Annotated in this window: 17 protein-coding genes; all 17 read left to right on the top strand. The window is 43.9% G+C overall.

Annotated elements, in window-relative coordinates; genetic code table 11:
* The first annotated feature begins 3 nt into the window (after positions 1-3).
* Positions 4-564, top strand: a complete 561-nt coding sequence (locus tag PF479_RS02390) for a DUF2764 family protein (protein ID WP_298001858.1) — start codon at positions 4-6, stop codon at positions 562-564.
* Positions 561-2,324, top strand: a complete 1,764-nt coding sequence (locus PF479_RS02385; protein WP_298001856.1) for a V-type ATP synthase subunit A — start codon at positions 561-563, stop codon at positions 2,322-2,324. The genes PF479_RS02390 and PF479_RS02385 overlap by 4 nt, the downstream gene beginning before the upstream one ends.
* An 8-nt stretch (positions 2,325-2,332) precedes the next feature.
* On the top strand, positions 2,333-3,631 hold the full coding sequence (locus PF479_RS02380) for a V-type ATP synthase subunit B (RefSeq protein WP_298001854.1): 1,299 nt from the start codon (positions 2,333-2,335) through the stop codon (positions 3,629-3,631).
* Positions 3,632-3,633: 2 nt separating this feature from the next.
* On the top strand, positions 3,634-4,233 hold the full coding sequence (locus tag PF479_RS02375; protein WP_298001853.1) for a V-type ATP synthase subunit D: 600 nt from the start codon (positions 3,634-3,636) through the stop codon (positions 4,231-4,233).
* Between the two features lies 1 nt (position 4,234).
* Positions 4,235-6,055, top strand: a complete 1,821-nt coding sequence (locus PF479_RS02370) for a V-type ATP synthase subunit I (protein ID WP_298001851.1) — start codon at positions 4,235-4,237, stop codon at positions 6,053-6,055.
* Positions 6,056-6,141: 86 nt separating this feature from the next.
* A complete protein-coding gene (locus PF479_RS02365) occupies positions 6,142-6,564 on the top strand; it encodes a V-type ATP synthase subunit K (protein WP_298001850.1) in 423 nt (140 codons plus the stop codon).
* Between the two features lie 162 nt (positions 6,565-6,726).
* Complete coding sequence (gene ispG / locus PF479_RS02360; protein ID WP_298001848.1) at positions 6,727-7,788, top strand: flavodoxin-dependent (E)-4-hydroxy-3-methylbut-2-enyl-diphosphate synthase; 1,062 nt, start codon at positions 6,727-6,729, stop codon at positions 7,786-7,788.
* Positions 7,725-8,843: a tetratricopeptide repeat protein gene (locus PF479_RS02355; RefSeq protein WP_298001847.1), complete on the top strand. Its 1,119-nt coding sequence runs from the start codon at positions 7,725-7,727 to the stop codon at positions 8,841-8,843. The genes ispG and PF479_RS02355 overlap by 64 nt, the downstream gene beginning before the upstream one ends.
* Positions 8,844-8,862: 19 nt before the next feature.
* Positions 8,863-11,676, top strand: coding sequence for an excinuclease ABC subunit UvrA (uvrA, locus tag PF479_RS02350; RefSeq protein WP_298001845.1), 2,814 nt, complete (start codon positions 8,863-8,865; stop codon positions 11,674-11,676).
* 2 nt (positions 11,677-11,678) lie between these two features.
* Complete coding sequence (locus tag PF479_RS02345; RefSeq protein ID WP_298001844.1) at positions 11,679-14,993, top strand: hypothetical protein; 3,315 nt, start codon at positions 11,679-11,681, stop codon at positions 14,991-14,993.
* A 67-nt stretch (positions 14,994-15,060) separates the two neighbouring features.
* On the top strand, positions 15,061-16,023 hold the full coding sequence (locus PF479_RS02340) for a PhoH family protein (RefSeq protein WP_298001843.1): 963 nt from the start codon (positions 15,061-15,063) through the stop codon (positions 16,021-16,023).
* Between the two features lie 58 nt (positions 16,024-16,081).
* Positions 16,082-18,202 carry an HDIG domain-containing metalloprotein gene (locus PF479_RS02335; RefSeq protein WP_298001841.1) on the top strand — a complete coding sequence of 707 codons (2,121 nt, stop codon included), beginning with the start codon at positions 16,082-16,084 and terminating at the stop codon, positions 18,200-18,202.
* Complete coding sequence (gene ybeY / locus PF479_RS02330) at positions 18,189-18,647, top strand: rRNA maturation RNase YbeY (protein WP_298001838.1); 459 nt, start codon at positions 18,189-18,191, stop codon at positions 18,645-18,647. Before PF479_RS02335 ends, ybeY begins: the two co-directional genes overlap by 14 nt.
* Before the next feature lie 49 nt (positions 18,648-18,696).
* Positions 18,697-19,437, top strand: coding sequence for a hemolysin family protein (locus PF479_RS02325; RefSeq protein ID WP_298001894.1), 741 nt, complete (start codon positions 18,697-18,699; stop codon positions 19,435-19,437).
* Complete coding sequence (locus PF479_RS02320; protein WP_298001836.1) at positions 19,421-21,382, top strand: tetratricopeptide repeat protein; 1,962 nt, start codon at positions 19,421-19,423, stop codon at positions 21,380-21,382. The genes PF479_RS02325 and PF479_RS02320 overlap by 17 nt, the downstream gene beginning before the upstream one ends.
* A 70-nt stretch (positions 21,383-21,452) precedes the next feature.
* Positions 21,453-22,451: a type I glyceraldehyde-3-phosphate dehydrogenase gene (gene gap / locus PF479_RS02315; RefSeq protein WP_298001834.1), complete on the top strand. Its 999-nt coding sequence runs from the start codon at positions 21,453-21,455 to the stop codon at positions 22,449-22,451.
* Positions 22,452-22,473: 22 nt separating this feature from the next.
* On the top strand, positions 22,474-23,318 hold an 845-nt coding region (gene pgk, locus PF479_RS02310), incomplete at its 3' end, for a phosphoglycerate kinase (protein ID WP_298001832.1).

The following is a 23,318-nucleotide window of genomic DNA, read 5'->3' as shown; positions in this document are numbered from 1 at the left end:
GTTTTGGGTCAGTATTATTATACAATTGCTTCTCTGCCTCTGCTCAACTATGACGAGCCGGTAGATTTGAAGCACAGTGATTATCTGGAAGATTGCCGGAAATGGCTGAAGCCGTTGGAGTGGAGCATTCTGAAATCTTCTTTGATTAATCCTGAAACAGAAAATGAATTCCTCGGCATAGCCGAAGAATATCGAAAATGGGAGATCAGTCTTCGTAATGAGCTGGTTGTTCTCAGAGGGGCCGCCATCGGTATAGACCCGGAAAATTATACCATAGGGGGAGAACGCTTCTTGGATGCTGCAGCACTGGCAGCAGCCGCATTCAAGGAAGAGTCTCCTCTGGTCGCTGAAAATATCCTGAATATGGGACGATGGGAATATATTGAAAACCTGAAAGTCGGTCATTTCTTTGACCTTGAGTTTCTGGTTCTTTATTCACTGCAGCTTCAAATCGTTGAGAGAAAGCGCTGTTTTGATGAAGAGACCGGTTTTGCAAAATATCAGGAAATCTACAAAAATATTCTCTCCGGAATAGACGATGTTGCAGTTGGAGAACAAGCATGAAAAGCAGTGGTAAAGTAGTTGGTGTTAATGGAAATATGGTGACCGTTGAGGTTTCCGGTGCCGTTCAGATGAACGAAGTGGGTTACGTTGTAACCTGTGGTACAAAGCTTAAATCCGAGATTATCCGTGTTAACGGAGACCGTGTTCAGATGCAGGTTTTTGAAATTACAAAAGGAATCGGAATCGGTGATCCTGTCGAGTTCTCAAGTGAGCTCTTAGCCGTTGAACTTGGTCCTGGTTTATTGGGTCAGGTTTATGATGGTCTTCAGAACCCGCTTCCCGAGTTGGCTAAGGCCGCCGGTTACTTTCTGGAAAGAGGTTATTACCTTGATCCTCTTTCTAAAGAGAAACTCTGGGATTTCACACCCACCGTTAATCCAGGCGACACCGTGGCCAAGGCTGATGTGATCGGATCGGTTCCTGAGGGTCCTTTTACTCATCAGATCCTGGTCCCTTTTTCCCGTCTTGATACATATAAAGTGAAGTCAATACAACCTAAGGGCAGCTATATGCTCAAAGATACGATTGCCGAGATTGAGGACTCCAAAGGGAATATCATTCCCCTCAGTATGAGTTTTCATTGGCCCGTTAAAAAAGCTGTGACCTGTTATGCCGAAAGGTTGAGGCCTGTTGAACCCATGGTCACTCAGATTCGGCAGATTGATACCTTCCTGCCGGTGGCCAAGGGGGGTACCTACTGTATTCCCGGCCCCATTGGTGCAGGAAAGACAGTCTTGCAGCAGATTACATCCAGGTTTGCCGATGTGGATATCGTCATCATTGCGGCTTGTGGAGAACGTGCCGGAGAAGTTGTGGAAACACTGAAAGAGTTTCCCGAACTTCTGGACCCCAAAACCGGGCGATCATTGATGGAAAGAACCATCATTATCTGTAACACCTCCTCTATGCCGGTTGCTTCCCGTGAAGCCTCTGTATATACCGCGGTGACTCTTGCCGAGTATTACCGTCAGATGGGACTGGATGTTCTTCTTCTGGCAGACTCCACATCCCGCTGGGCTCAGGCCATGAGAGAAATGTCAGGTCGTCTGGAAGAGATTCCCGGTGAAGAAGCTTTTCCTGCCTACCTTGAGTCAACAATTGCCGGTTTTTATGAAAGAGCCGGTCTTGTGAGGCTGAATGATGGAAGAAAAGGGTCTGTTACTATCGGTGGTACCGTATCTCCCGCGGGAGGTAACTTTGAGGAACCTGTGACCCAGGCCACCCTGAAAGTCGTAGGAGCCTTTCACGGTCTGTCCCGTGAACGCTCTGACGCCCGAAAGTATCCTGCCATTCACCCTATTGATTCCTGGAGTAAATATAACGGGATCATTGATCCTAAGCAGACTGAATATGCCTATAATACTCTTTTCAGAGCCAATGAAATTGAATCCATGATGAAGGTTGTGGGTGAAGAGGGAACATCTCTCCAGGATTTTATTGTGTATCAGAAGGGTGAACTCCTGGATTCTGCCTATTTTCAGCAGAACTCCTTTGACGCCGTCGATGCCGCTGTATCACCGGAAAGACAGAAACATGTTTTTAATCTGATGATGGAAATCCTCTCCGCTGAGCTTAATTTAAGCAGCAAGGATGAGGCACGAAGCTGGTTTAATCAGCTCAGACAGCTCATTTTGGACTACAACGGTTCAGAGTGGCAGTGTGACGGATTCAAAAAACTTGAAGGTGAAATTAAGTCCTTCATATCAGATAAAAAAATCCGTGTAGATGAAAAAGCCGCCGCTTTAATGGCCAGGAGCTGAGGGATAAGATGAGAAAAGTTTACAGCAAAATTGATTCAATCGTCGGAAACGTTATTACAGTTAAAGCCGACGGAGCAAAGTACGGGGACCTGGCCGAAATATCCACAACCTATGGTGACTCTCTGGCAGAAGTTATAAAACTGGCTGATGACGATGTGTCTCTTCAGGTGTTTGCCGGTGGACGTGGAATCTCTACAGGAGATGAAGTCCGTTTTCTGGGACATCCTATGATGGTTTCTTTCACAGATAACCTGATGGGACGTATCTTCAACGGTTCGGGTGAGCCCAGAGACAATGGACCGACCCTGAATGAAAATTTGATAACAATTGGGGGACCATCATTCAATCCCGCTAACAGAGTCATTCCCAGAAATATGATCAGAACGGGTATTCCCATGATTGACCTTTTCAATACATTGGTGGAATCACAGAAACTTCCTATTTTTTCCGCTTCGGGAGAGCCTTACAATGAACTTTTGGCACGGATTGCCATGCAGGCCGAAGTTGACATGATCATCCTTGGTGGAATGGGTCTCAAATACGATGACTACCTCTTTTTCAGGGATACTCTGGAAGAGGGAGGAGCCCTCAGCAGAACCATCATGTTTATTCATACTGCTTCTGACCCTGTAGTTGAGTGTCTTATGGTTCCCGATATTTCTTTGGCAGTTGCCGAGAAATTCGCCCTTCAGGGAAAGAAGGTTCTGGTTCTTCTAACAGATATGACCAACTTTGCGGATTCCATGAAAGAAATTGCCATCACCCAGGAACAGGTTCCTTCAAACCGTGGATATCCGGGAGACCTTTACTCCCAGCTGGCGTCCCGTTATGAAAAGGCCGTTGATATTGCCGGATCCGGTTCTATCACCATCCTGGGTGTCACTACCATGCCTGGTGATGACGTAACCCACCCGGTTCCCGATAATACCGGATATATCACAGAAGGCCAGTACTACCTAAAAAATGGAAGGATCGAGCCTTTCGGTTCACTCTCCCGGCTGAAACAGCAGGTTAATGATAAGACCAGGGACGACCACCGCGCTTTGATGGATGGTATGATTAAACTCTATGCCGCCTATAAAGAGTCGGTGGAAAAACAGTCCATGGGTTTCAACATGTCCGAATGGGACAATAAACTGCTGAAATACGGTGCCCGGTTTGAAGCGGAAATGATGGATCTATCGGTGAATACACCCCTGGAGAAGGCTCTGGATAACGGATGGTTAATACTCGCTGAGTGTTTCAGTTCTGAAGAAACCGGACTGAAATCTTCATTGATAGATCAGTTCTGGCCCGTAGAGAGATAAGCATGACAAAAGTAAAACTGACAAAGAATGAGCAGAAGAAGCAGAAGGATGAACTGAAAATGTATTCCCGTTATCTTCCGACGCTGATTCTTAAAAAACAGCAGCTCCAAATAGAGATCCGCAATGTGGAGATCCGGGAAGCTGAGGTTCGTCAGAAACAGGAAGCTCTGAATAATGAGTTCCGGACATGGATCGGTGTCTTCGGTGAAGATGTCGGCCTTGACGGAACTCTAATCAAGGTCAAAGCCGTGAAAACGGATACCGGGAACATTGCCGGGGTGGTCATCCCCGTATTCAATGGTGCCGACTTTTATCCTGTTTCCTACAATCTCTTCAAAATGCCTCTCTGGGTTGATAAGGCTGTGGAAAAAGTGAAGCGTATTATTTTACTGGATCTGGAATACAAGGTCCTGGAAGAACAGATTAAACGTCTGACCCGGGAGCTGCGGACCACTACTCAGAGGGTAAACCTCTTTGAAAAAGTCAAAATTCCAGAAGCCAGGGAAAATATCAAGAAGATCGGAGTTTATCTGGGAGACCAGCAGACCGCTGCTGTTGTCCGGGGTAAAATGTCCAAGAAAAAAATGGTGAAGGCAGGCTGATATGATTGTTAAAATGAAAAAGGCCTCTTTTATCTTTCTGGATGATGAAAAAGACAGGGCCCTTGATAAAATCCGGGAAGCAGGTGTCATACATCTGGAACAGGAGTTCCGGGGCAGTAATGAAAAAACGGCATCCTTGAAAACTCTTTTTGACAGGTTTGAAAGAGCCTATCAAATTCTCGACCCGAAAGTAAAAACTGTCAGTGAACACTATTCCTCAGAAGAAGCAAATAGGCTTTGTGATAAGGTTCATACTCTTCTTAACTCAAGAAAGGAAGGGGAAGAGAAAAGAATCGCCATTGCTTCTGATCTGGTAAAATGGGAACCCTGGGGTGATTTTGATCCATCAGAAGTCTCCATTCTCAGAAGCCGGGGAGTAGATCTCGGTTTTTATCAAATGAATAAAACTAATTGGGCTCTTGTTTCAAAAGAGTACAGATCCTTTACGGTTTCGACAAATAAAACCTCTGTCTATGGAATTATTGCCATCACCGGAGATGAGAGTTTCCCCGAAGCTGAGCCGTTACAGCTGCCCGGTATAGGTGTCAGTGAATTAAAACGACAGGACGAAATGGAACTGAAGAATTTAGCAGAGATTGATTCCATGCTGGAAAGTCTGGCGATCCGTCGAGATCTTATGGCAGCCGAATTAAAGTCTCTTCAGCAGGATCTTCAGTTTGAGAGTCTCCTGACAGGTCTGGGGAATGACACTTCTCTGGTCTATTTCTCGGGTTATGTGCCTGCCAGAGAAGGGGATGCTCTTAAATCGTTAACCGCGGAAAATGGCTGGGCACTAGTCTTAAGTGATCCCCTGGAAGAAGACAACGTACCGACTCTTGTGGAAAATAATAAGGTTGTCGGATTGATCAAACCTCTGTTCAATGTGCTGGAAGTGCTTCCCGGTTACCGGGAGATGGATATAAGTAAAGAATTTTTGATATTTTTCACTCTCTTTTTTGCCATGATTATTGGTGATGCAGGGTATGGAGTTCTTTTGCTTGGAATCACCGCTTTTGTCCATATCAAGAAGAGAAAGGGAAATGCGGCACTCAGTCTTCTGTATCTTCTGAGTTTTGCTACTGTCATCTGGGGTTCTCTCACAGGAACATGGTTCGGTTCCCAAACTCTGGGCGGCTGGGCTCCTCTCAAAAACCTGGTGTTGCCTTCGATTGCATCGTTCCCTCAATTTTTTGAGGGGGACATTGACAGCAGCATCACCGTGAAATACATGTGTTTCGTCATTGCCACGATACAGCTGAGTATTGCCCGTCTTAAAAATTTTATGAACAAGATGCCTTCCCTGGTCGCTTTTGAGCAGCTGGGATGGTTATCCATGCTCATCGGGGTCTATCATATTGTTCTGCTCTTAGTCCTTTCTATGGGACCAGTACCTCAATATGCCCTGAATATGATTGGCGGTGGATTGATTACCGTCATTGTCTTTGGGAAACAGGAGAAGGGTGTTAATTTCTTTAAAGCTGTGTTAAAGGGACTGAATCCTATTGGATTGTTTACACTGTTCCTTGATTCGATCAGTCTACTCTCAGATATTATTTCCTATATCAGGCTTTTTGCCGTAGGACTGGCCTCACTGGCCATCGCCTCCAGCTTCAATGCCATGGCAGCACCCATGATGGAAGGGCCGGCTATTATCGGCGCCATTCTGATTCTCCTGCTGGGTCATGGACTTAATATTGCCATGGGAGCCCTCTCCTTGATCGTTCATGGTGTGAGGCTCAATATGTTGGAATTTTCAGGCCATCTGGATATGGAATGGTCTGGTATTAAATATGAACCCTTTTCTAAGGCCCTTAGGCCTTAGCAGGGAAAACACCAGGGCCATGTTATGGCGCTGGTTTAGATAAGTTTGTGGATAATAAAAATGAATTGTTTTAGAAGGAGATAGGTATGGATATTGGAATGATGGGATTTGCTGCTGCATTGGGACTAGCTGGATTTGGATCTGCTTTTGGAGCTGGAGTTGCAGGGCAGGCTGCTATCGGAGCCTGGAAGAAATGTTTTGCAGCTAACAAGCCCGCTCCCTTCCTCCTGGTTGCTTTTGTAGGTGCTCCTCTGACTCAGACTATTTATGGTTTCATCCTGATGAATCAGATGCTGGCCTCAGATGCTGAAGGAATGAAGCTTCTTGGTATGGGACTGTTTGGTGGATTGGCTATGGGTGCATCTGCTTATGCACAGGGAAAAGCCGCCGCTAGTGCGGCCGATGCCATGGGTGAGACTGGTAAAGGTTTTGTAAACTATCTGATGGTTCTCGGAGTTATTGAAACAGTAGCCCTCTTTGCCATGGTATTCCTGATGGGTGCTCTTTAATCCTATCTGGTATTATTGTAAAAGACTCCCCATATGGGGAGTCTTTTTTTACTGCTCTCCATCTGGGGGGCAGTACAACGGGTTTTGCTTAAATAATACTTCTGTCTTTTTGCATCTTCCCCTATAATGGACATTATTTAAGAGTCTTTTCAGGAGGAACAAATGTCTACATCCAGAATCGTTCAGGTCGGTTCAGTTCCCATGGGCGGTGCGTCCCCTGTCAGTATTCAGACCATGTGGGATAAACCTGTCACTGTCGTGGATGACCTCCTTATTCAATCAATGAATAATCTGAGTCGTAAGGGCTGTGATTTGATCCGATTTGCCCTCCCTAATATTCAATCAGTAAGACAACTGTCTCCTCTTTTACATAAAACGACCATGCCCCTGGTGGGAGACATCCATTTTGATTATAAAATTGCCCTGGAAGCCATAAATGCAGGATTTCACAAGATCAGGATCAATCCAGGCAATATCGGAGAATCCTGGAAGGTGGAAGAAATCATTGCGGCCGCGGCAGACAGGGGGGCCGTCATCAGGATAGGGGCCAATGAAGGGTCTTTGAAGACGAAGGGTGAGTGGTCTCCCGAAGCCAGGAGTCGGCGTCTGGTCCAGGCCGCTGAGGACAATCTGGAAATCTTTGAACGGAAAGGATTTAAGGATATTGTCGTTTCCCTTAAATCTTCCGATATAGAAGTGACATACCTTTCAAATAAGGAATTCAGGCAGCAATACGATTATCCTCTTCATTTGGGGATTACCGAGGCAGGACCGCTTATCCCGGCCATTGTGAAATCTACACTCGGGCTGTCAGATCTCTTAAGGGAGGGTATCGGTGAAACTGTTAGAATCTCAATTTCAGATAAACCTGAATATGAAATACTGGCGGCTGCCGAGTTATTAACGAATCTGGGTTTAAAAAAGGGACGAATCAGGATTATATCCTGCCCCAAATGCGGTAGAACGTCCTTTGATACCCATGCATTCCTTGAATCTGTTAAGGAAGAACTGAATACACTCCCTCTGGAGGCTTCAGTTGCCGTCATGGGTTGTTCAGTCAATGGCCCCGGAGAAGCATCCCATGCTGATCTGGGGATTACAGGAAATGGAAAGCAGGTCCTGATATTTAAGCAGGGTAAAATCGTACGGAGGGAAGATATTTGTTCGGCAAAAGAAGCATTTCTGGAAGAATTGGAACAATTGCGGCGGGAATACTCCTCCTGACATGCGGCTCTCTGGGAGCACAGACTACCGATACTCAGAATCTCCCCGGCTGGGTTCTCTATGAAAAAGGGTTGGCCCTTTATGAGCAGGGACATCTGAGTGAAGCCTTGGATTTGATCAGTCTTTCCGCTAGAGACGGGATTTTGACTCCCGAAGCAACCTACTGGATCGGCCGTATATATGAAGCCGAGGGGGATTATCTTCTGGCAGAAAAACGATATAAAGAAGCCCTGGAAGATGCCCGGTTCCTTTATATTCCCGATGATAAGTGGAATATCTATTATAGTATTGCGAATATCTACCTGAATAAAAAAGAATTTGATCAATATGAACAGTTGCTCCTCTCTGTTTTTGACCAGGAGATGAAGAGAAATACTGAAATTATCCGCAGAGAGCACTCCTATATTCAGCTTCTTAAATCAGACGGTCTGGATAAGCTCCTCCTTCTGTACCGCTTAAAATTGACATATTCTCTCGAAGCTACCTCCCGCCTGGGCCGCTATTACAACGGGAAAGGCCTCTGGAAGAGTTCCCTGATCAAGAATCTTTATCCTCTGCTCACAATCTTCAGTAGCGGGATAGAATCCCTTATCAGCCGTTATCCCGATTTTTCCTTCCCCGTCAATATGGAAGAAGCCTGGGAAAGTGATGAGGAATTTTTAATCTCTCTTTATGAGGAATACTGCAGTCTCAGCCAGTCTGATTTTGTGTTTGCAAGAGACTTGAAAACCTTCAAACCTCTTCATCTGACAGAAGACCGACTCTCTGCTGAAATGATTATAAATAAAGCTTATCCTTCTTTTATGATGACTCCCTCGGTGTATACACTTTTAAAAATGGAGAATCATCTGGGTAAAGATTCATTTCTTAAAATGGAAACCTTATACAGTGCCCTCTATTTTCTTGGTGAAGCTTTATACCAGGAAGGGAATCCTGAAAGAGCCCTGGAGTTCTGGTCCCTCCTGAACATGAGCAGTTTCAGCAGTTCCTGGAAAAAATTAGCTGCCCAGAAAATCAAAAATCCTGAAGAGGAAACCCCTTTTTTAAAGTACTGAACAGGAGTATAGTACCGGCATGAAGAATCTAATCATCAAAGGCGCCAGAGAACATAATCTGAAGAATATAAATCTGGTGTTGCCCCGGGATAAATTTATTGTCATTTCAGGTTTGAGCGGGAGCGGTAAATCTTCCCTGGCTTTTGACACAATATTTGCAGAGGGACAGAGACGCTATGTCGAATCACTGTCCGCTTATGCCAGGCAGTTTCTGGGCCGTATGGATAAACCTGATGTAGATTATATTGAAGGATTATCACCAGCCATATCAATAGAGCAAAAAACAACTCATAAAAATCCACGATCCACTGTGGGAACTATTACAGAAATATATGATTACCTCAGATTACTATTCGCCCGAGTGGGTATTCCCTACTGCCCGGACTGCGGCATCCTTATAAAGGAGCAGTCGGTTGACCAGATCATCGACGCCGTGCGGTCCAAACCCGAAGGCAGCAAGTTGGTTATCTTATCTCCTCTGGTAAAAGGGAAGAAGGGTGAACACAGGAAAATATTTGAGGATGCCCTGAAATCCGGGTTTCTTCGTGTTCGTGTGGATGGCGAAGTCCTTTCTCTGGAAGAGAAGATTGACCTTGAAAAGAATAAAAAGCATTCCATCGAGGTGGTGGTAGACCGGGTCAAACTCACGGATGAAACTATTTCCCGCCTCACTCAATCAATAGAGACCGCCCTTACTCTCTCGGGAGGACAGGTTATCATCCAGGATAAGGGTGAAGAGACAGAGCAGTTCTTTTCAGAAAAGAATTCGTGTCCCAACTGTGGTTTCAGCATGCCAGAACTTCAGCCCAGACTGTTCAGCTTCAACAATCCCTACGGTGCCTGTCCCGACTGTTCGGGCCTGGGTCTGACTCTTGAATTTTCAAGGGATAAGATATTCCCGGACCTCAGCTTATCCTTCAATAAACATGGTGTGGCACCTTACAATCCAAAGGCAAACTGGCACAGAAGCTGGTTCGAAGCCCTGTCTAGTTTCTATCATTTTTCCCTGGATACCCCTCTGGATAAACTAGATCCAAAAATACTTGAAATCATGCTTTACGGAACAGATGATAAAATTGAAGTCCTCTATGAAAACAAGGAAGGAACTGGACGTTTTGAATACACCTCCCAGTATAAGGGCATCATCGATGATCTTAAGCGGAGATACCGGGAAAGCTCTTCGGATTCCATGAAAGACTGGATAGAAGACTATATGGAAAAGAAGACCTGCCACAGCTGTGCTGGTAAACGGCTTAGGAAAGAGTCACTCCATGTAAAGGTTCATGATCAGAATATTGATGATCTATCCCGTTTGTCCATCAAAGAAGGAACTTCTTTTTTCAACTCCCTGGAATTGAACGAAACAGAGCAGCATATTGCTGAACAGATCTTAAAAGAAATCAGGGACCGCCTCAGTTTTTTGGAAAGTGTCGGTCTCGAGTATCTCACCCTTCACCGTGAAGCCGCCACCTTATCCGGTGGTGAGGCACAGAGAATCCGCCTGGCAACACAGATTGGTTCCTCCCTGGTGGGTGTTCTTTATATTCTGGATGAACCCACAATAGGCCTTCATCAGCGAGACAATGAGAGATTGATCAATACATTGAAACACCTCCGGGATATAGGCAATACCCTGATCGTCGTGGAGCATGATGAGCAGACCCTGAGAACTGCAGATTATATAGTGGATATTGGTCCGGGAGCGGGAATACACGGCGGCAGGATCACCGCAGAAGGGACACTGGATGATATTTTGAGTAATCCCAATAGTCTTACAGGTCAATTCTTGAGCGGAGCTATCAAAATAGAAATCCCTGAACAAAGACGCAAGGGAACAGGTCAATCAATTGTGGTGAAAGGGGCCACTGAACATAATCTGAAAAATATCGATATAACAATTCCCCTGGGAACCATGACGGTTATCACAGGTGTTTCCGGATCGGGAAAATCAACTTTACTCACAGATATCCTCTATCCCGGACTGAACAACCAGATCAATCGATCCAAACATAGTGTGGGAGCGTGTAAAAGTATTTCCGGTATAGAAGAAATTGATAAGGTCATCTGTATCGATCAAGGTGCCATAGGAAGGACGCCCCGTTCCAATCCGGCCACATATGTAGGTCTTTTCACACCGATTCGTGATCTTTTTTCATCTCTTCCTGATTCAAAAGCCAGAGGTTATAAACCAGGTCGTTTTTATTTTAATGTAAAAGGTGGACGCTGTGAAAACTGCCAGGGTGCAGGGACACAGAAAATTGAGATGCATTTTCTGCCCGATGTTTATGTCACATGTGATGTTTGCAAGGGAAAACGGTTCAACCGTGAAACTCTGGAGATCCGCTACAAAGGGAAGAATATCCATGAAGTCCTGGAGCTTTCTATCGACGAAGCTGTGGAATTCTTTTCTGCCATCCCCAGTATCGCTCATAAATGCCGAACCCTCCAATCCGTAGGACTGGGCTATATCAATCTGGGCCAATCGGCCCTCACCCTTTCCGGAGGAGAGGCTCAAAGGGTCAAACTTTCTCTGGAATTGTCTAAGAGGCAGACAGGGAAAACTTTTTATATCATCGATGAACCAACGACAGGTCTGCATTTTTCCGATGTAAAACAGCTCTTAGAGGTCTTGCAGACTCTTGTGGACAAAAAAAATACCATATGTATGATTGAACATAACCTGGATGTGATCAAAGTTGCCGATTATGTGATCGATCTCGGACCGGAAGGAGGGGATAAGGGAGGGCATCTTGTAGTTGCCGGAACTCCTGAAGAAGTTACGAAAAGCAAAAAATCCTATACAGGACGGTTTTTGAAAGAACTTCTTCCCTGATCATGAATAAATATACATTTTCCGCAGCCATGATCATACTCCTTCTTCTCACATCTCCTTTGTTCTCTCGAGAGGATGATGTGGGCCGTGTTGAAGAACAGCCGAAACTGTCTGAACAGCCTGAATTGTCTGAACAGCCTGAACTGTCTCTTTATGAAAAAACAATGATCAAAGACATCGAAACTGCAGGTTATTACGAGTTGGTGGCCTGGGGCAGGACCCTGGAGCTGTCGGATCAGGGCAACACCCAGGCTCTCCGGTCACAGCTCTATAAGTTTTACGGATTGACACCGGTTTTCACCCAAAAGGCGAATGAAAATGTGTCTATCATTACCGTTCGTTCCGCTTATAGTACGGATTATTTTACCATTGAAGAAAATGGTGAACAGATGATTGTCCTCAAGGGGAATGTTGAAGTCGAAATGGAAGAACAGGGGGTCAATCCCAGGCGGCATATTATCCTGTCTGATGAACTTGTGTTCAACCAGTCCCAGCAGATCATAACAGCCAGAGGGAATCTAAAATACACCCTGGTAACAGGAGAAACTGAGGATGTTTTTTACGGGGACAGTCTGGAATTCTCCATTACATCCTGGAGCGGTGTTATCTTCAAGGGCAAATCACTCAGAAAGGAAATGGTTGAGGACAAAGAATATACCTTTTATTTTAATGGAGAGACCATCCGCAAATCAGGCAAAGGGGGTATCTTTATTCTTGATGAAGGAATAATCAAAACCCAGGACGTAGAGAATCCCGATTTCCAGCTGAAGGCTACGAAATTATGGCTCATGGGTCCTCAGGAGTGGGGTGTCCTCAATGGGATCCTCTACATCGGACATGTACCCATTCTCTACATACCATTTTATTACAAACCGGGTAATGAGTTGATTTTCAATCCTGTGATCGGAAATAAAACCCGTCAGGGGACTTTTCTTCAGACCACGACCTATTTAATCGGGGAGAAAGAAATTGATAATGATTTTTCTTTCTTCAGCCTGGGTAGTTCTGCCGATCAGGAATATGAATTAGTGAGAGAAGGCTTTTTTCTGATGAAAGAGGAAAAAGTGAATTCTGATCCCGATGCATCCGCCGACTCTCTCAAGATCATGGCCGACTGGTACTCCAGGCTGGGAGCCTACTCGGGAATCGCCGGGTCATTCAGCAATAAAAAAATCCTGAATAACCTTGAATTCACCAGCGGTATGGCTGTGAGCCGCAATATTGACAGCAATGGAAATATCTATTTTGAGGATGATAACAATGATTATGTTCCTCAGTGGAACAGCACTGTTATAGGAGACACCGAGCTCCCTTTCCGCTGGGGGCAGGATCTCACTTTTTCAATGGCCGGTGTCAGCGGAGATTTCCGTTTTTATTCAGACCCCTATTTCAATGAAGATTTCATGGATCGTGAAGAGTCATATGACTGGCTGAATTCCATTCTGACTTCCGATCCCAGTGAAGAGAGTATCCCGGATACGGTTACCGATATGGATTGGAATTTGGCCTATAGCCAGACTTTTCAACCGAATATATTAAAGCCCTTTGTCAATTCCATCAGCATCAATCCTGTCCGCTTCAATCTGGAATGGAATCGAAGGGATAATGGGGAAGTGGAAAACGCTCTATCTCCCTCCCGTACATTCTTTTATCCTGAAAAAATGGTTCTCCCCTATGCTCAGGTCTCCATTTCAGGAACACCGCTTTCCTTTTCAACCAGAGACGGTTGGGGCTGGGCTTCTGAAGCCGATCCTCCGGACAAGGAAGAGGACTCTGACCCCCTGATGCCCCCCTGGGATAAAAATGAGAAGGAGAAGGAAGAAGACATTGAGGACGAAAATACGCTTCTCCCGGGTGATTACTGGACAGAATTATTCCAGAATCAGAAACCTGTCCTCTATGTTAATTCTTTCACTTATAACATCAGTTCTCTCATTAATGTAGAAGGATATACCAATAACCTGGAATGGGATGATCCCAGTGATGTCAGTTTTGAAATGGATGAATCCATTATGCTGAGAAGCAACCGGCTTTCTACCGATTTTGACAACCGGTTTTTTGACAGCCGGGTTCTCCTTTTAAATAACAACACATATACGAATAACCAGCGCTCCCATATGAATGCCTTTGGTCTTGATCAGGAAGATGTGGATTATGATCAAAAGCTGAACGATTATAGATCAAATTCTGTTGATTGGAACAATAAGCTGAGCAGTCAATATTACCCTCTCAAATACAGGACTGATTTCTCCAGCTCAAATATTAATTACAATATAGATAACCAATTGTATAAAAAAACATTTGAAAGCTATATCGATGGTGAGATGCCGGTGTATAACGAAGTCTGGGCAGGCTGGGATGAGGAAACTGTTAATCAGCATAAAACCGGGATGCTTGTGAAGTATGATACGGGTATACTCTTTATGGCCAGTGATTCCAGCTTCATTCTCCCGCCCTTGAATCAAAAGGAAACCTATACTCAGTCCGCAGGATATGATATTTTTCACTGGAGATCCACTGTATCTCAGACTATTGTCAAGGAAGAAGAGGAGTGGACCTTTCAGCCTCTCATTTTTACGTCTATATACACTCCTATCGAGAAAATTTCACTTCAACAGAACCTTGAATATGATTTTGAACAGGAAAACCTGACAAAAAGCTTTTCCAGGGTCGAGACTTTCGGTTTTTATGTAGCCTATACTCATGAATATACGACTCCCTACAATTGGGATATTGAATCCTATTCGTGGATACAGGAGGAGGATGCCTTTGTACCCTCCCGGTTCAATACGGGATATACCATGGATCTGATTAAAGATCCTTATTGGAAGAACAGGATGTATTTCGATACAAATCTGAATATGGATTGGCAGGTCAATCTTCAAAAATTTAATGACAATTCACTCAGTTTCAACTGGGAATTTAAATATAATGTGTTTCAGTTCCTAGATTTAAAATTCAACATGACCTCCAGTAATAAGAATATGTATCTTTATTCTGAACACTATAGAGACAAGCTGGGGATTCAGGAGGATTATAGTTTCTGGAATGATCTCTATAAATCAGTAAATATCTTCAGCCCGGATCAAAGGGACAGATATAGTTCGAATTTTAATCTGGAGAAAATCGGCCTGGAGCTGGTGCATCATCTGAGGGACTGGGATTTAACCTTTCTTTATTCAGGATATCCCAAACTGGAAGATGATTCCTATGACTGGTACTCGGAGTTTTCAATTGCTCTTGTCTGGAATCCTATTCCCCAGATTAAATCTCTTGTTCAGCGGAAGGATAAGGAGTGGAGTGTTGATAACAGATGATAGGGATTCAGAGTTCTTGACTAGGGGAAGGATGTGGCGTTAAACTGTCATTTATTAAGGATTTTATTTGATAAACACTGATACGATCGTTATTGATGATCCGGATACACTGGTTCAAGTCTGTGGACCCAATGACCGGAACCTCAAACAGTTGGAAGGTTTACTGCATACTCGGATCTACACCAGAGGCAATGAAATCCATCTTGCACCTGAAAATAGTGAACATAGCTCTCTATTTGAATCTATACTCAATGATCTCCTTTTTTCTGTAAAACAGAAGAAGACCCCCAATTCCTATATGATCGAGACACTATTCCAGTATTATACAGGAGAAAATCCTCTTTCCGACGGAAAAGAGTTCCTGACTCATGAGATCAACATTCCCGGGGGGAAAGGCAGAATCATACCCAGGAATCTCAACCAGGCCCGTTTTATTTCTCTGATGGAGAATCATGATTTATCTATAGGAGTCGGTCCGGCAGGTACGGGGAAAACATTTCTGGCAATTGCCTATGCCCTGAGCGAAATACTCAACCGGCGCTATCGCAAGCTTATACTCACACGGCCTGTTGTTGAAGCAGGAGAGACTCTGGGATACCTTCCAGGTGATTTGACACAAAAACTGGATCCTTACCTGAAACCCCTGTTTGATGCAATGGAAGAGATATTGACGACGGCAGCTTTTCAAAAAATACAGGATATGAAACTATATGAAATTTCACCCCTGGCTTATATGCGAGGACGCAGTTTGAAGAATTGCATCATAGTCCTTGATGAGGCTCAAAATACGACACAGGAACAGATGAAAATGTTCCTCACCAGGATGGGAGAGGGGTCTCGTGCTATTGTAACTGGAGATTTAACTCAAATTGATCTTCCCTGTAAGGAAAAATCCGGATTGATCCATGCCGCAGGGATTCTAAAGAATGTTGATGGCATTGGTTTTTCATCATTTCAAAGAGGAGATGTGGTACGTCACCCACTTGTAAAAAAAATATTAGAGGCTTATGAACAGGAACATACGAATTAATTTTCTTGAAAACCCATTGGTGACTGACAATACGAACATGAACAGAAAGGTTTTGTTTATGTACTATTGCATTATCGTTTTCACCATACTTTTGCTGACACAATTTGATAAAATATTTTTAAGAGAAGCATTCTACAACTATAAAGAGGGAGACATCATCACCGAAGATGTCCTTCTGAATAAGTCTCTTACTTTTATAAATCAAGAAGCAACAGAGAAGAAAATGATGCTGGCTATGGATCTCATCCTGCCGGTATATGTGGTAAAAGATGATATTACTAATAGGGTTTTAAAAAGTTTTGATGAGTTCTATTCCAATATATCAGGGGTAGAAGATGATGAAGAATTCTCAAAGATACTTGAATCCATGGAAAACACTTACCCCGGAATCCAATATCTCAAATATCTGAGGGAGCTGGATCCCATACGCCTCTCCCTTATGCTCAGCGGAACCAGGGATTCTATTGAAACGATTATGCAGTCAGGGCTTTTCAGCCATCTGAATGAAAATCGCTCCGGTGCCACAGGACTCCTGGAAGTCATTCATTCCGATCTGGGAGAGAAAACAACTCAGATGGTTGAAAACATTATCCTCATTGATAATTGGCAGGATACTGTGCGGGACTACCTCAGCTATTACGATTATACCAATGGGGAAGCCAAGTTTATCGAAATGATGGTGTATTATTTTCTGGAACCCAATTGTTTCTTCAGTGCAGAATTGACAGAGCTTAAAAAACAGGAAGTTCTGAAAACCATGACTCCTGTCTGGATCTATTTGGATGCGGGAGATAACCTGCTTGACAAGGATTCGGTTGTGACTTCTCTCGAACTGGCTAAGGTAGATGCTTTTCTGGATATGAGAGGTAGGATCAGTCTCAGTGCTATTGCAGCACCCTTTTTCTATACTCTCCTTGTTTTCCTTTTTATCATTGTATTGCTCATTGCCTTCCCGGGAACCGCAGGCCTTTTGGAGAATCCCCATTTACTCTTTTTTCTATCATGGTTTCATTTGATTTTGACACTCTTTCTGTTTCGTTTCCTCTCCGTTCCTGGTGGAGTGCCTGTTGTGTTTTTTATGCCTACAGCACTTGTGTCTATTATTCTGTCATTGATCCGCAACAGGCGGGAAACAATTATTTTCGTTCTCATTCAGTCAGTCCTCATCTTTTTTGTTTTGAATTTTAATTCTCAAGCCCTCTATTTTACTCTTTTCAGCGGTCTTGGTTCCTGTCTTGTCATTGAGGGTGCAGAAAAAAGAATTGATTTGATTAAAGGTGGATTATTTCTGGCCCTGGTACAGATTATACTGGCCCTGCTGATGATGCTTATTATTCCAGTGACTCTCAAAATTCTGGTTCTCTCGGTGATTGTAGCCGGACTCAACGGGATCTTAAGCGGATTCCTGTCATTGACGATTCTTCCACTCTTCGAACATATATTGAATCCCTGTACGACCTTCCGTCTGCAGGAATTATCCGATCTCAACACGCCCATCATCAAGAGAATGCTGGCTCTGGCTCCCGGGACCTATTCCCACTCCATCAATGTTGCTAATCTGGCCGAGACGGGATGCCGGAATATCGGAGCGAATGCCCTTTTAGCACGGGTCGGGGCCTATTATCATGATATCGGCAAGATCGATCAGGCCAAATACTTCAGTGAGAATCAGAAGGAATACAATAAACATGATGACATGAAAACAACATTATCTGTTGCAGTCATCAAATCTCATGTTAAAATCGGTGTGGAGATGTCCAGGAAGCTGAACCTTCCTGAAGGAGTGATTGATATTATTTCACAACATCATGGAACCAGTGTGATAGAGTATTTTTATCAGCAGGCTGTAAAAGAGAAGGGGGCGGATAATGTGTCCCGGGAAGATTACTGCCACAATGGTCCCCGGCCTCAGAGCAAGGAAGCCGCTGTTGTGATGCTGGCCGATATGGCGGAAGCCGCCACGAGGAGTATGGTAAAGCCCACAGTGAATAAACTTGAAAAGTTTCTCTGGGATCTTATAATGGTCCGGTTTAAGGATGGAGAACTAAATGAATGCGGTATGACACTACAGGAACTGGAAATGGTAAAATCTTCATTTGTTCATGTACTCACTGGTCATTACCATAATAGAATAGAATACCCGGATAGAGCAGAAAGGAACCAGAATGATAGAAATTGATATTATCTCCCGTCTTGATGAAGAGCCCCCATGGTTGGAACGGTATCAAAGCTTTGTTCAGGCTGTTCTAGAGGCCGAGAAACTGACAGACTGGGAAATTTCATTGACTCTCTGCCATGATCCCTATATAAAAGAATTAAACGTCCACTACAGAGATAAAGATGAACCGACGGATGTTCTTTCCTTTAGTCAGACTGAAGGAGAAGGAATCATGAGTATACCCGGAGAGCAGATGAGTGCCGGGGATATCATTATTTCGATGGATACATTAGGACACCATTCAGAACTGTATAGCGTACCATTAGAGGAAGAGCTTAAACGAGTGACCATACACGGAATACTGCACCTGAAAGGGATGACCCATAAAACACGAGACTCAGACGAAAAGATGCTCCAGCATCAGGAAGAACTCCTGAAAAAGACTGGCTCCATCGAGGTTTTTTAGAGTGAATATTTTGAATACTCTTTTTAGAAAAAAGGATGACCGAACTTCTATCGTTAATCGCGGAGCTCTGACAGATTTGAATGTTGATGAAAAAGGAATGATCAAAGGGGTTGTTGAGCTTTCAGATACCAAGGTTAAGGAAGTCATCATTCCACGTATTGATGTTGTATTTATTCCAGTGGATATGCTGGAAGAAGAGCTTTATGAAACAATGATTCAATCCGGGCATTCCCGTTTTCCCGTATATGAGGACACCATCGACAATGTTATTGGTGTCTTGTATGTCAAAGATCTCCTTAGTTTTATGGTCAAGAAAAATGATTATTTAATAAAAGAGATCATGAGAAAGGCTTATTTTGTCCCTGAAAGTATGAAACTGGATTCCCTTCTCAAAGAATTTAAGGTCCGGCGTGTTCATATCGCCATAGTTGTGGATGAGTACGGCGGTGTTTCAGGAATCGTCTGTATGGAAGATATCATTGAAGAAATTGTCGGCGATATTCAGGATGAGTTCGATAATGAAGATGATGATCTTCTTGAAATCGACGAAGGAACCTTCCTCTGTGATGCCAGGATGAATATTGAGGATTTGAATGATAAACTCTCTCTAGAACTCCCTGAAGAAAAATTTGATACATTCGGTGGCTTTGTCTTTGATCTCTTTGGAAAGATTCCCGTACGTTTTGAAAAGGTCCAGTTTGAAAACCTGGATTTTATTATACAGACGATGGATGGACACAAGATTAAAACTGTAAAGATAATATTCAGGGCCGATGCAGAAACTGAATAAACTGATCATCATACTATTTCTATTCTCATCAGTCTTCCTGCAGGCTCAAACCCTGGACTTGTACCAGGACGGGCAGAATGCCCTGAGAAGGGGAGACTATTACTCCTCCCTGGATCTGTTCAAGCAGGCTCTGTCGGTCAATCCATTCTATGTGGATGCCCGCAAAGGCATGGCAGAAGCCTATTTTCTTCTTCAAGAATATTCAGAGGCATTGACTCATGCCCAAATGGCACTCAAAGGAGCGGACAAGCGGGTCGACCTTCTTACTCTGACAGGCCGAATCTACCTGGGGCTTAACAGGATGGAAGATGCGGAGCTTCATTTTCAGAAAGCCCTCGCCATTGAGCCTAATAATACTGAAGCGGCTTACGGCAAGGCAGAGATTGCTGTTTTTCAGGGGAATTACTCTGAAGGTACAGATTTGTTTGAACGGAGCCTGGCTGTCAATCCAGACAGCCGGAGAGCCTTGCTGTCCCTCTCTCTTCTGTATGAAGAAACAGCCGAGACAGATAGATCCCTTTTCTATCTGAATAAAGCCCTGGAATACTATCCTCAGGATCCTTCGGTAATGGATTTTGCCATTCGTCACTACAGTCGAAATGGAAATTGGGGAAAGGCTGAGGCTCTGGCATTAAAATGGCAGGCACTGAATCCTGAAAACAGATCTATCCCTATCCTTCTGGGTACTATATATAACCGAATGGACAGGTATGAAGATGCCGTATTCAATTTTAAGAAAGCCGTTAGTTTCCAGCAGGCAGACCCCTTAGTCTGGTACCTTCTGGGCCGAAGTTTTATGGGGATGGGGGAATTTGATGAAGCTCTTTTAAGCTTTAGAACTGTCGAGATCATCGACCCGGGTGATGAATTATCCCGTATCGCTATGGAACATCTTCTGTTAAAGGAATATCCCATAGGCCATGAGGAGCGCATAAAAGCCGGGAAATACCATTTTGCCCTGGGAAAGAGCTTTGAGAAATCTTTTCAATATTTACAAGCTTTTAATGAATACAGAATCGGTCGTCTTCTCTCTCCTCTGGATCTTGAAGGATGGTGGAACTATGCCGCCATTCAGAACTCTTTAGGCTATCCAAACAGGTATAGGGATGAAATGCTGGCTCTCAAGAGGGAAGGCTTTGACAACAAAACCTATCTGAGAGTCCTTGAATTGCTTGAAAGCAGTGAAGATCTTTCCATTCTTAACAATTGGAAGACCCCTCTGATTCGTAGCTTCAATCCAGTTTCAATCTCACTGTATTTCAACAAAGAAGAGAGCAGTCTGATCCATTCAGGAATGGAAGATGCTCTGATGGTTTCAGTCAGCAATCAGTTGAACAGGAATTCCCACTATGAAATACGAAGCATGGAAACCATAGAGAATTCTGCAGATGCCTATAGAAAAAGTCATCTCATGGATTCGAATTTTTATGTTGTCCTGTCTGTATCGGAAACAGAAAGAACAATTGGTCTGAGTTGCTCAATTCATCTTTCCAGAACCGGGGCACTCCTTCACCGTTTTCATATTCTCCGATCCGGAAACAGACGGGTGAACGACATTCTATTTAAAAGTGCCGAAAATATTCTTCTGACACTTCCCTTGAAGGGTTCGGTTATGGGGATCGATGAAAAGCAGGTTCTGTTGAATCTTGGATTGTCGGATGCTCTTGAAAAAGACAGCGAATTTATTCTGTTAAGGAAAGATTCTGAACGGTGGACAGACAAGCCACCCTATCTGGAATTCTCAATAGATGATCTTCTGGGTACTGTTGTTCTGACGAAATTACAGGAGAATTACTCTTTAGGAACACTCCAGCGGAATTCTCCTTTTGATCTTGTCAATGCAGGGGATGAAATCTTTATGCTGACAGAGGATATGGCTCTGCCTGATTCATATGGTCCTCCCGTGAATGAAGAACTCAAATCACAACTTCTCAAACTCTACTAGTTCTTGACCTGACCTTAGGATTTGTCTATAGTAAAATCAATAAAAATTTAAAGATTTCGGGAGGATTCCCTTGAAAATCGCAATTAATGGTTTCGGTAGAATCGGCAGAAATGTCTTCAAAATAGCTATGGAAAGGGAAGGTGTGGACATCGTTGGTATCAACGATTTGACAGATGCTAAAACAATGGCTCATCTGCTGAAATATGATTCCACCTTCGGAGTCTACAGCAGAGAAGTGACTGTCGGTGAGGATAAAATCATTGTCGATGGCCTGCAAATTCCCATATTTTCCATAAAAAATCCTGCAGACCTCCCCTGGGATGAGTTGGATGTGGATGTCGTCATTGAATCCACCGGGATATTCCGTTCAGCCGATGCAGAAGGCGGAGGCTATCTTGACCATATAACAGCAGGTGCCAGAAAGGTGATACTGACAGTTCCGGCGAAAGATGAGATTGAAACGGTTGTCCTCGGAGTCAATGAAGAAAAAATTGTCTCAGAAATCAATGCCTATTCCAATGCTTCCTGTACGACCAACTGCCTGGCCCCGATAGTCAAGGTCCTGAATGATTCCTTTGGCATTGAAAAAGGTCTTATGACGACGATTCATTCTTATACGAATGATCAGGTTCTTCTGGATACCCCCCATTCTGATCTGAGAAGAGGACGATCGGCAGGACTGAATATCATTCCCACCTCTACCGGTGCGGCTCTCGCCATAGGCAAGATCATCCCCGCATTACAGGGGAAACTCAACGGGGGAGCCATGAGAGTGCCAACACCTACTGGATCTTTGGTTGACTTGACTGTTCAGTTGATAGACGATTGTACCATTGAAGAACTGAACAGTGCCTTTAAGGCTGCTGCCGCAGGGTCCATGGAAGGCATTCTCGAATATATGGAAGATCCCATTGTCTCAATGGATGTGAAAGGGAATCCCCATTCTTCAATCTACGATGCAGGCTGCACCATGAAGATGGGAGAGGGTTTTTTCAAAATCATATCCTGGTATGACAATGAGATGGGTTATTCCACCAGGGTTATTGATTTAGCTCAGAAACTTGTATAACAATAAAACAGGAGAACTTAATATGAGTGTTATTACCGTTAAAGATCTGGATCTCAAGAACAAGCGTGTTCTGATCCGAGTGGATTTCAATGTTCCTCTCAAAGATGGAAAAATTACAGATGATACGAGAATGATGAGTGCCATGCCCACTCTCAAGTACATCCTTGAACAGGAAGGAGCCTCTCTTGTTGTCATGAGTCATATGGGGCGACCCACTGAAGCGAGAGAGCCGCAGTTCAGCATGAAACAACTGGAAAGCCATCTTGCAGAGCTTACAGGAGTTCCTGTCAGAACGGCTCCCGATTGTATCGGAAGCGAAGTTGAAGCCCTGGCATCATCACTGAAAGCCGGAGAAATTCTTCTTTTGGAAAACACACGGTATCATAAAGCAGAAACAAAAAATGATCCTGAATTTGCATCACAGTTAGCAAAATTGGGTGATGTGTATGTTAATGATGCCTTTGGCGCTGCTCACAGGGCACATGCATCCACAGAGGGTATTACAAAATATCTCCCTTCCTGCGCAGGATTGCTTATGGAAAAAGAGTGTCTCTTTTTTGATAAGGTCCTGGAATCTCCTGAGAAACCCTTTGTTGCCATCATCGGAGGTGCTAAAGTTTCATCAAAGATAGGTGTCCTTGACTCACTCTTGGACAAATGCACCACTTTTGTCATCGGAGGGGGGATGGCCTATACATTCCTGAAGGTTCAGGGCTACAGCATCGGTAACTCACTCTTTGAAGAAGAGTTTATAGATACGGCTAAACTCTTTCTGGAGAATGCCAGGAAAGCCGGAGTTGAGATCATTCTTCCCATGGATCATGTGGTAGCCGATAAATTTTCTGAAGATGCGGATGCTGAGTCTGT

Origin of the sequence: Oceanispirochaeta sp. (genome assembly GCF_027859075.1) — a bacterium.
Taxonomy (GTDB): Bacteria; Spirochaetota; Spirochaetia; order DSM-2461; family DSM-2461; genus Oceanispirochaeta.
Note: the sequence above shows the minus strand (reverse complement) of the source record. Positions and strands in the feature narration are given on the sequence as shown.

What these genes read in the sequence shown, in the direction of transcription:
- PF479_RS02335 (WP_298001841.1), top strand. Translation starts at nt 16,082, where the DNA reads ATGTACTATTGCATTATCGTTTTCACCATACTTTTGCTGACACAATTT.
- ispG (WP_298001848.1), top strand. Translation starts at nt 6,727, where the DNA reads ATGTCTACATCCAGAATCGTTCAGGTCGGTTCAGTTCCCATGGGCGGT.
- PF479_RS02320 (WP_298001836.1), top strand. Translation starts at nt 19,421, where the DNA reads ATGCAGAAACTGAATAAACTGATCATCATACTATTTCTATTCTCATCA.
- PF479_RS02345 (WP_298001844.1), top strand. Translation starts at nt 11,679, where the DNA reads ATGAATAAATATACATTTTCCGCAGCCATGATCATACTCCTTCTTCTC.
- PF479_RS02375 (WP_298001853.1), top strand. Translation starts at nt 3,634, where the DNA reads ATGACAAAAGTAAAACTGACAAAGAATGAGCAGAAGAAGCAGAAGGAT.
- uvrA (WP_298001845.1), top strand. Translation starts at nt 8,863, where the DNA reads ATGAAGAATCTAATCATCAAAGGCGCCAGAGAACATAATCTGAAGAAT.
- PF479_RS02380 (WP_298001854.1), top strand. Translation starts at nt 2,333, where the DNA reads ATGAGAAAAGTTTACAGCAAAATTGATTCAATCGTCGGAAACGTTATT.
- PF479_RS02385 (WP_298001856.1), top strand. Translation starts at nt 561, where the DNA reads ATGAAAAGCAGTGGTAAAGTAGTTGGTGTTAATGGAAATATGGTGACC.
- ybeY (WP_298001838.1), top strand. Translation starts at nt 18,189, where the DNA reads ATGATAGAAATTGATATTATCTCCCGTCTTGATGAAGAGCCCCCATGG.
- PF479_RS02370 (WP_298001851.1), top strand. Translation starts at nt 4,235, where the DNA reads ATGATTGTTAAAATGAAAAAGGCCTCTTTTATCTTTCTGGATGATGAA.
- PF479_RS02365 (WP_298001850.1), top strand. Translation starts at nt 6,142, where the DNA reads ATGGATATTGGAATGATGGGATTTGCTGCTGCATTGGGACTAGCTGGA.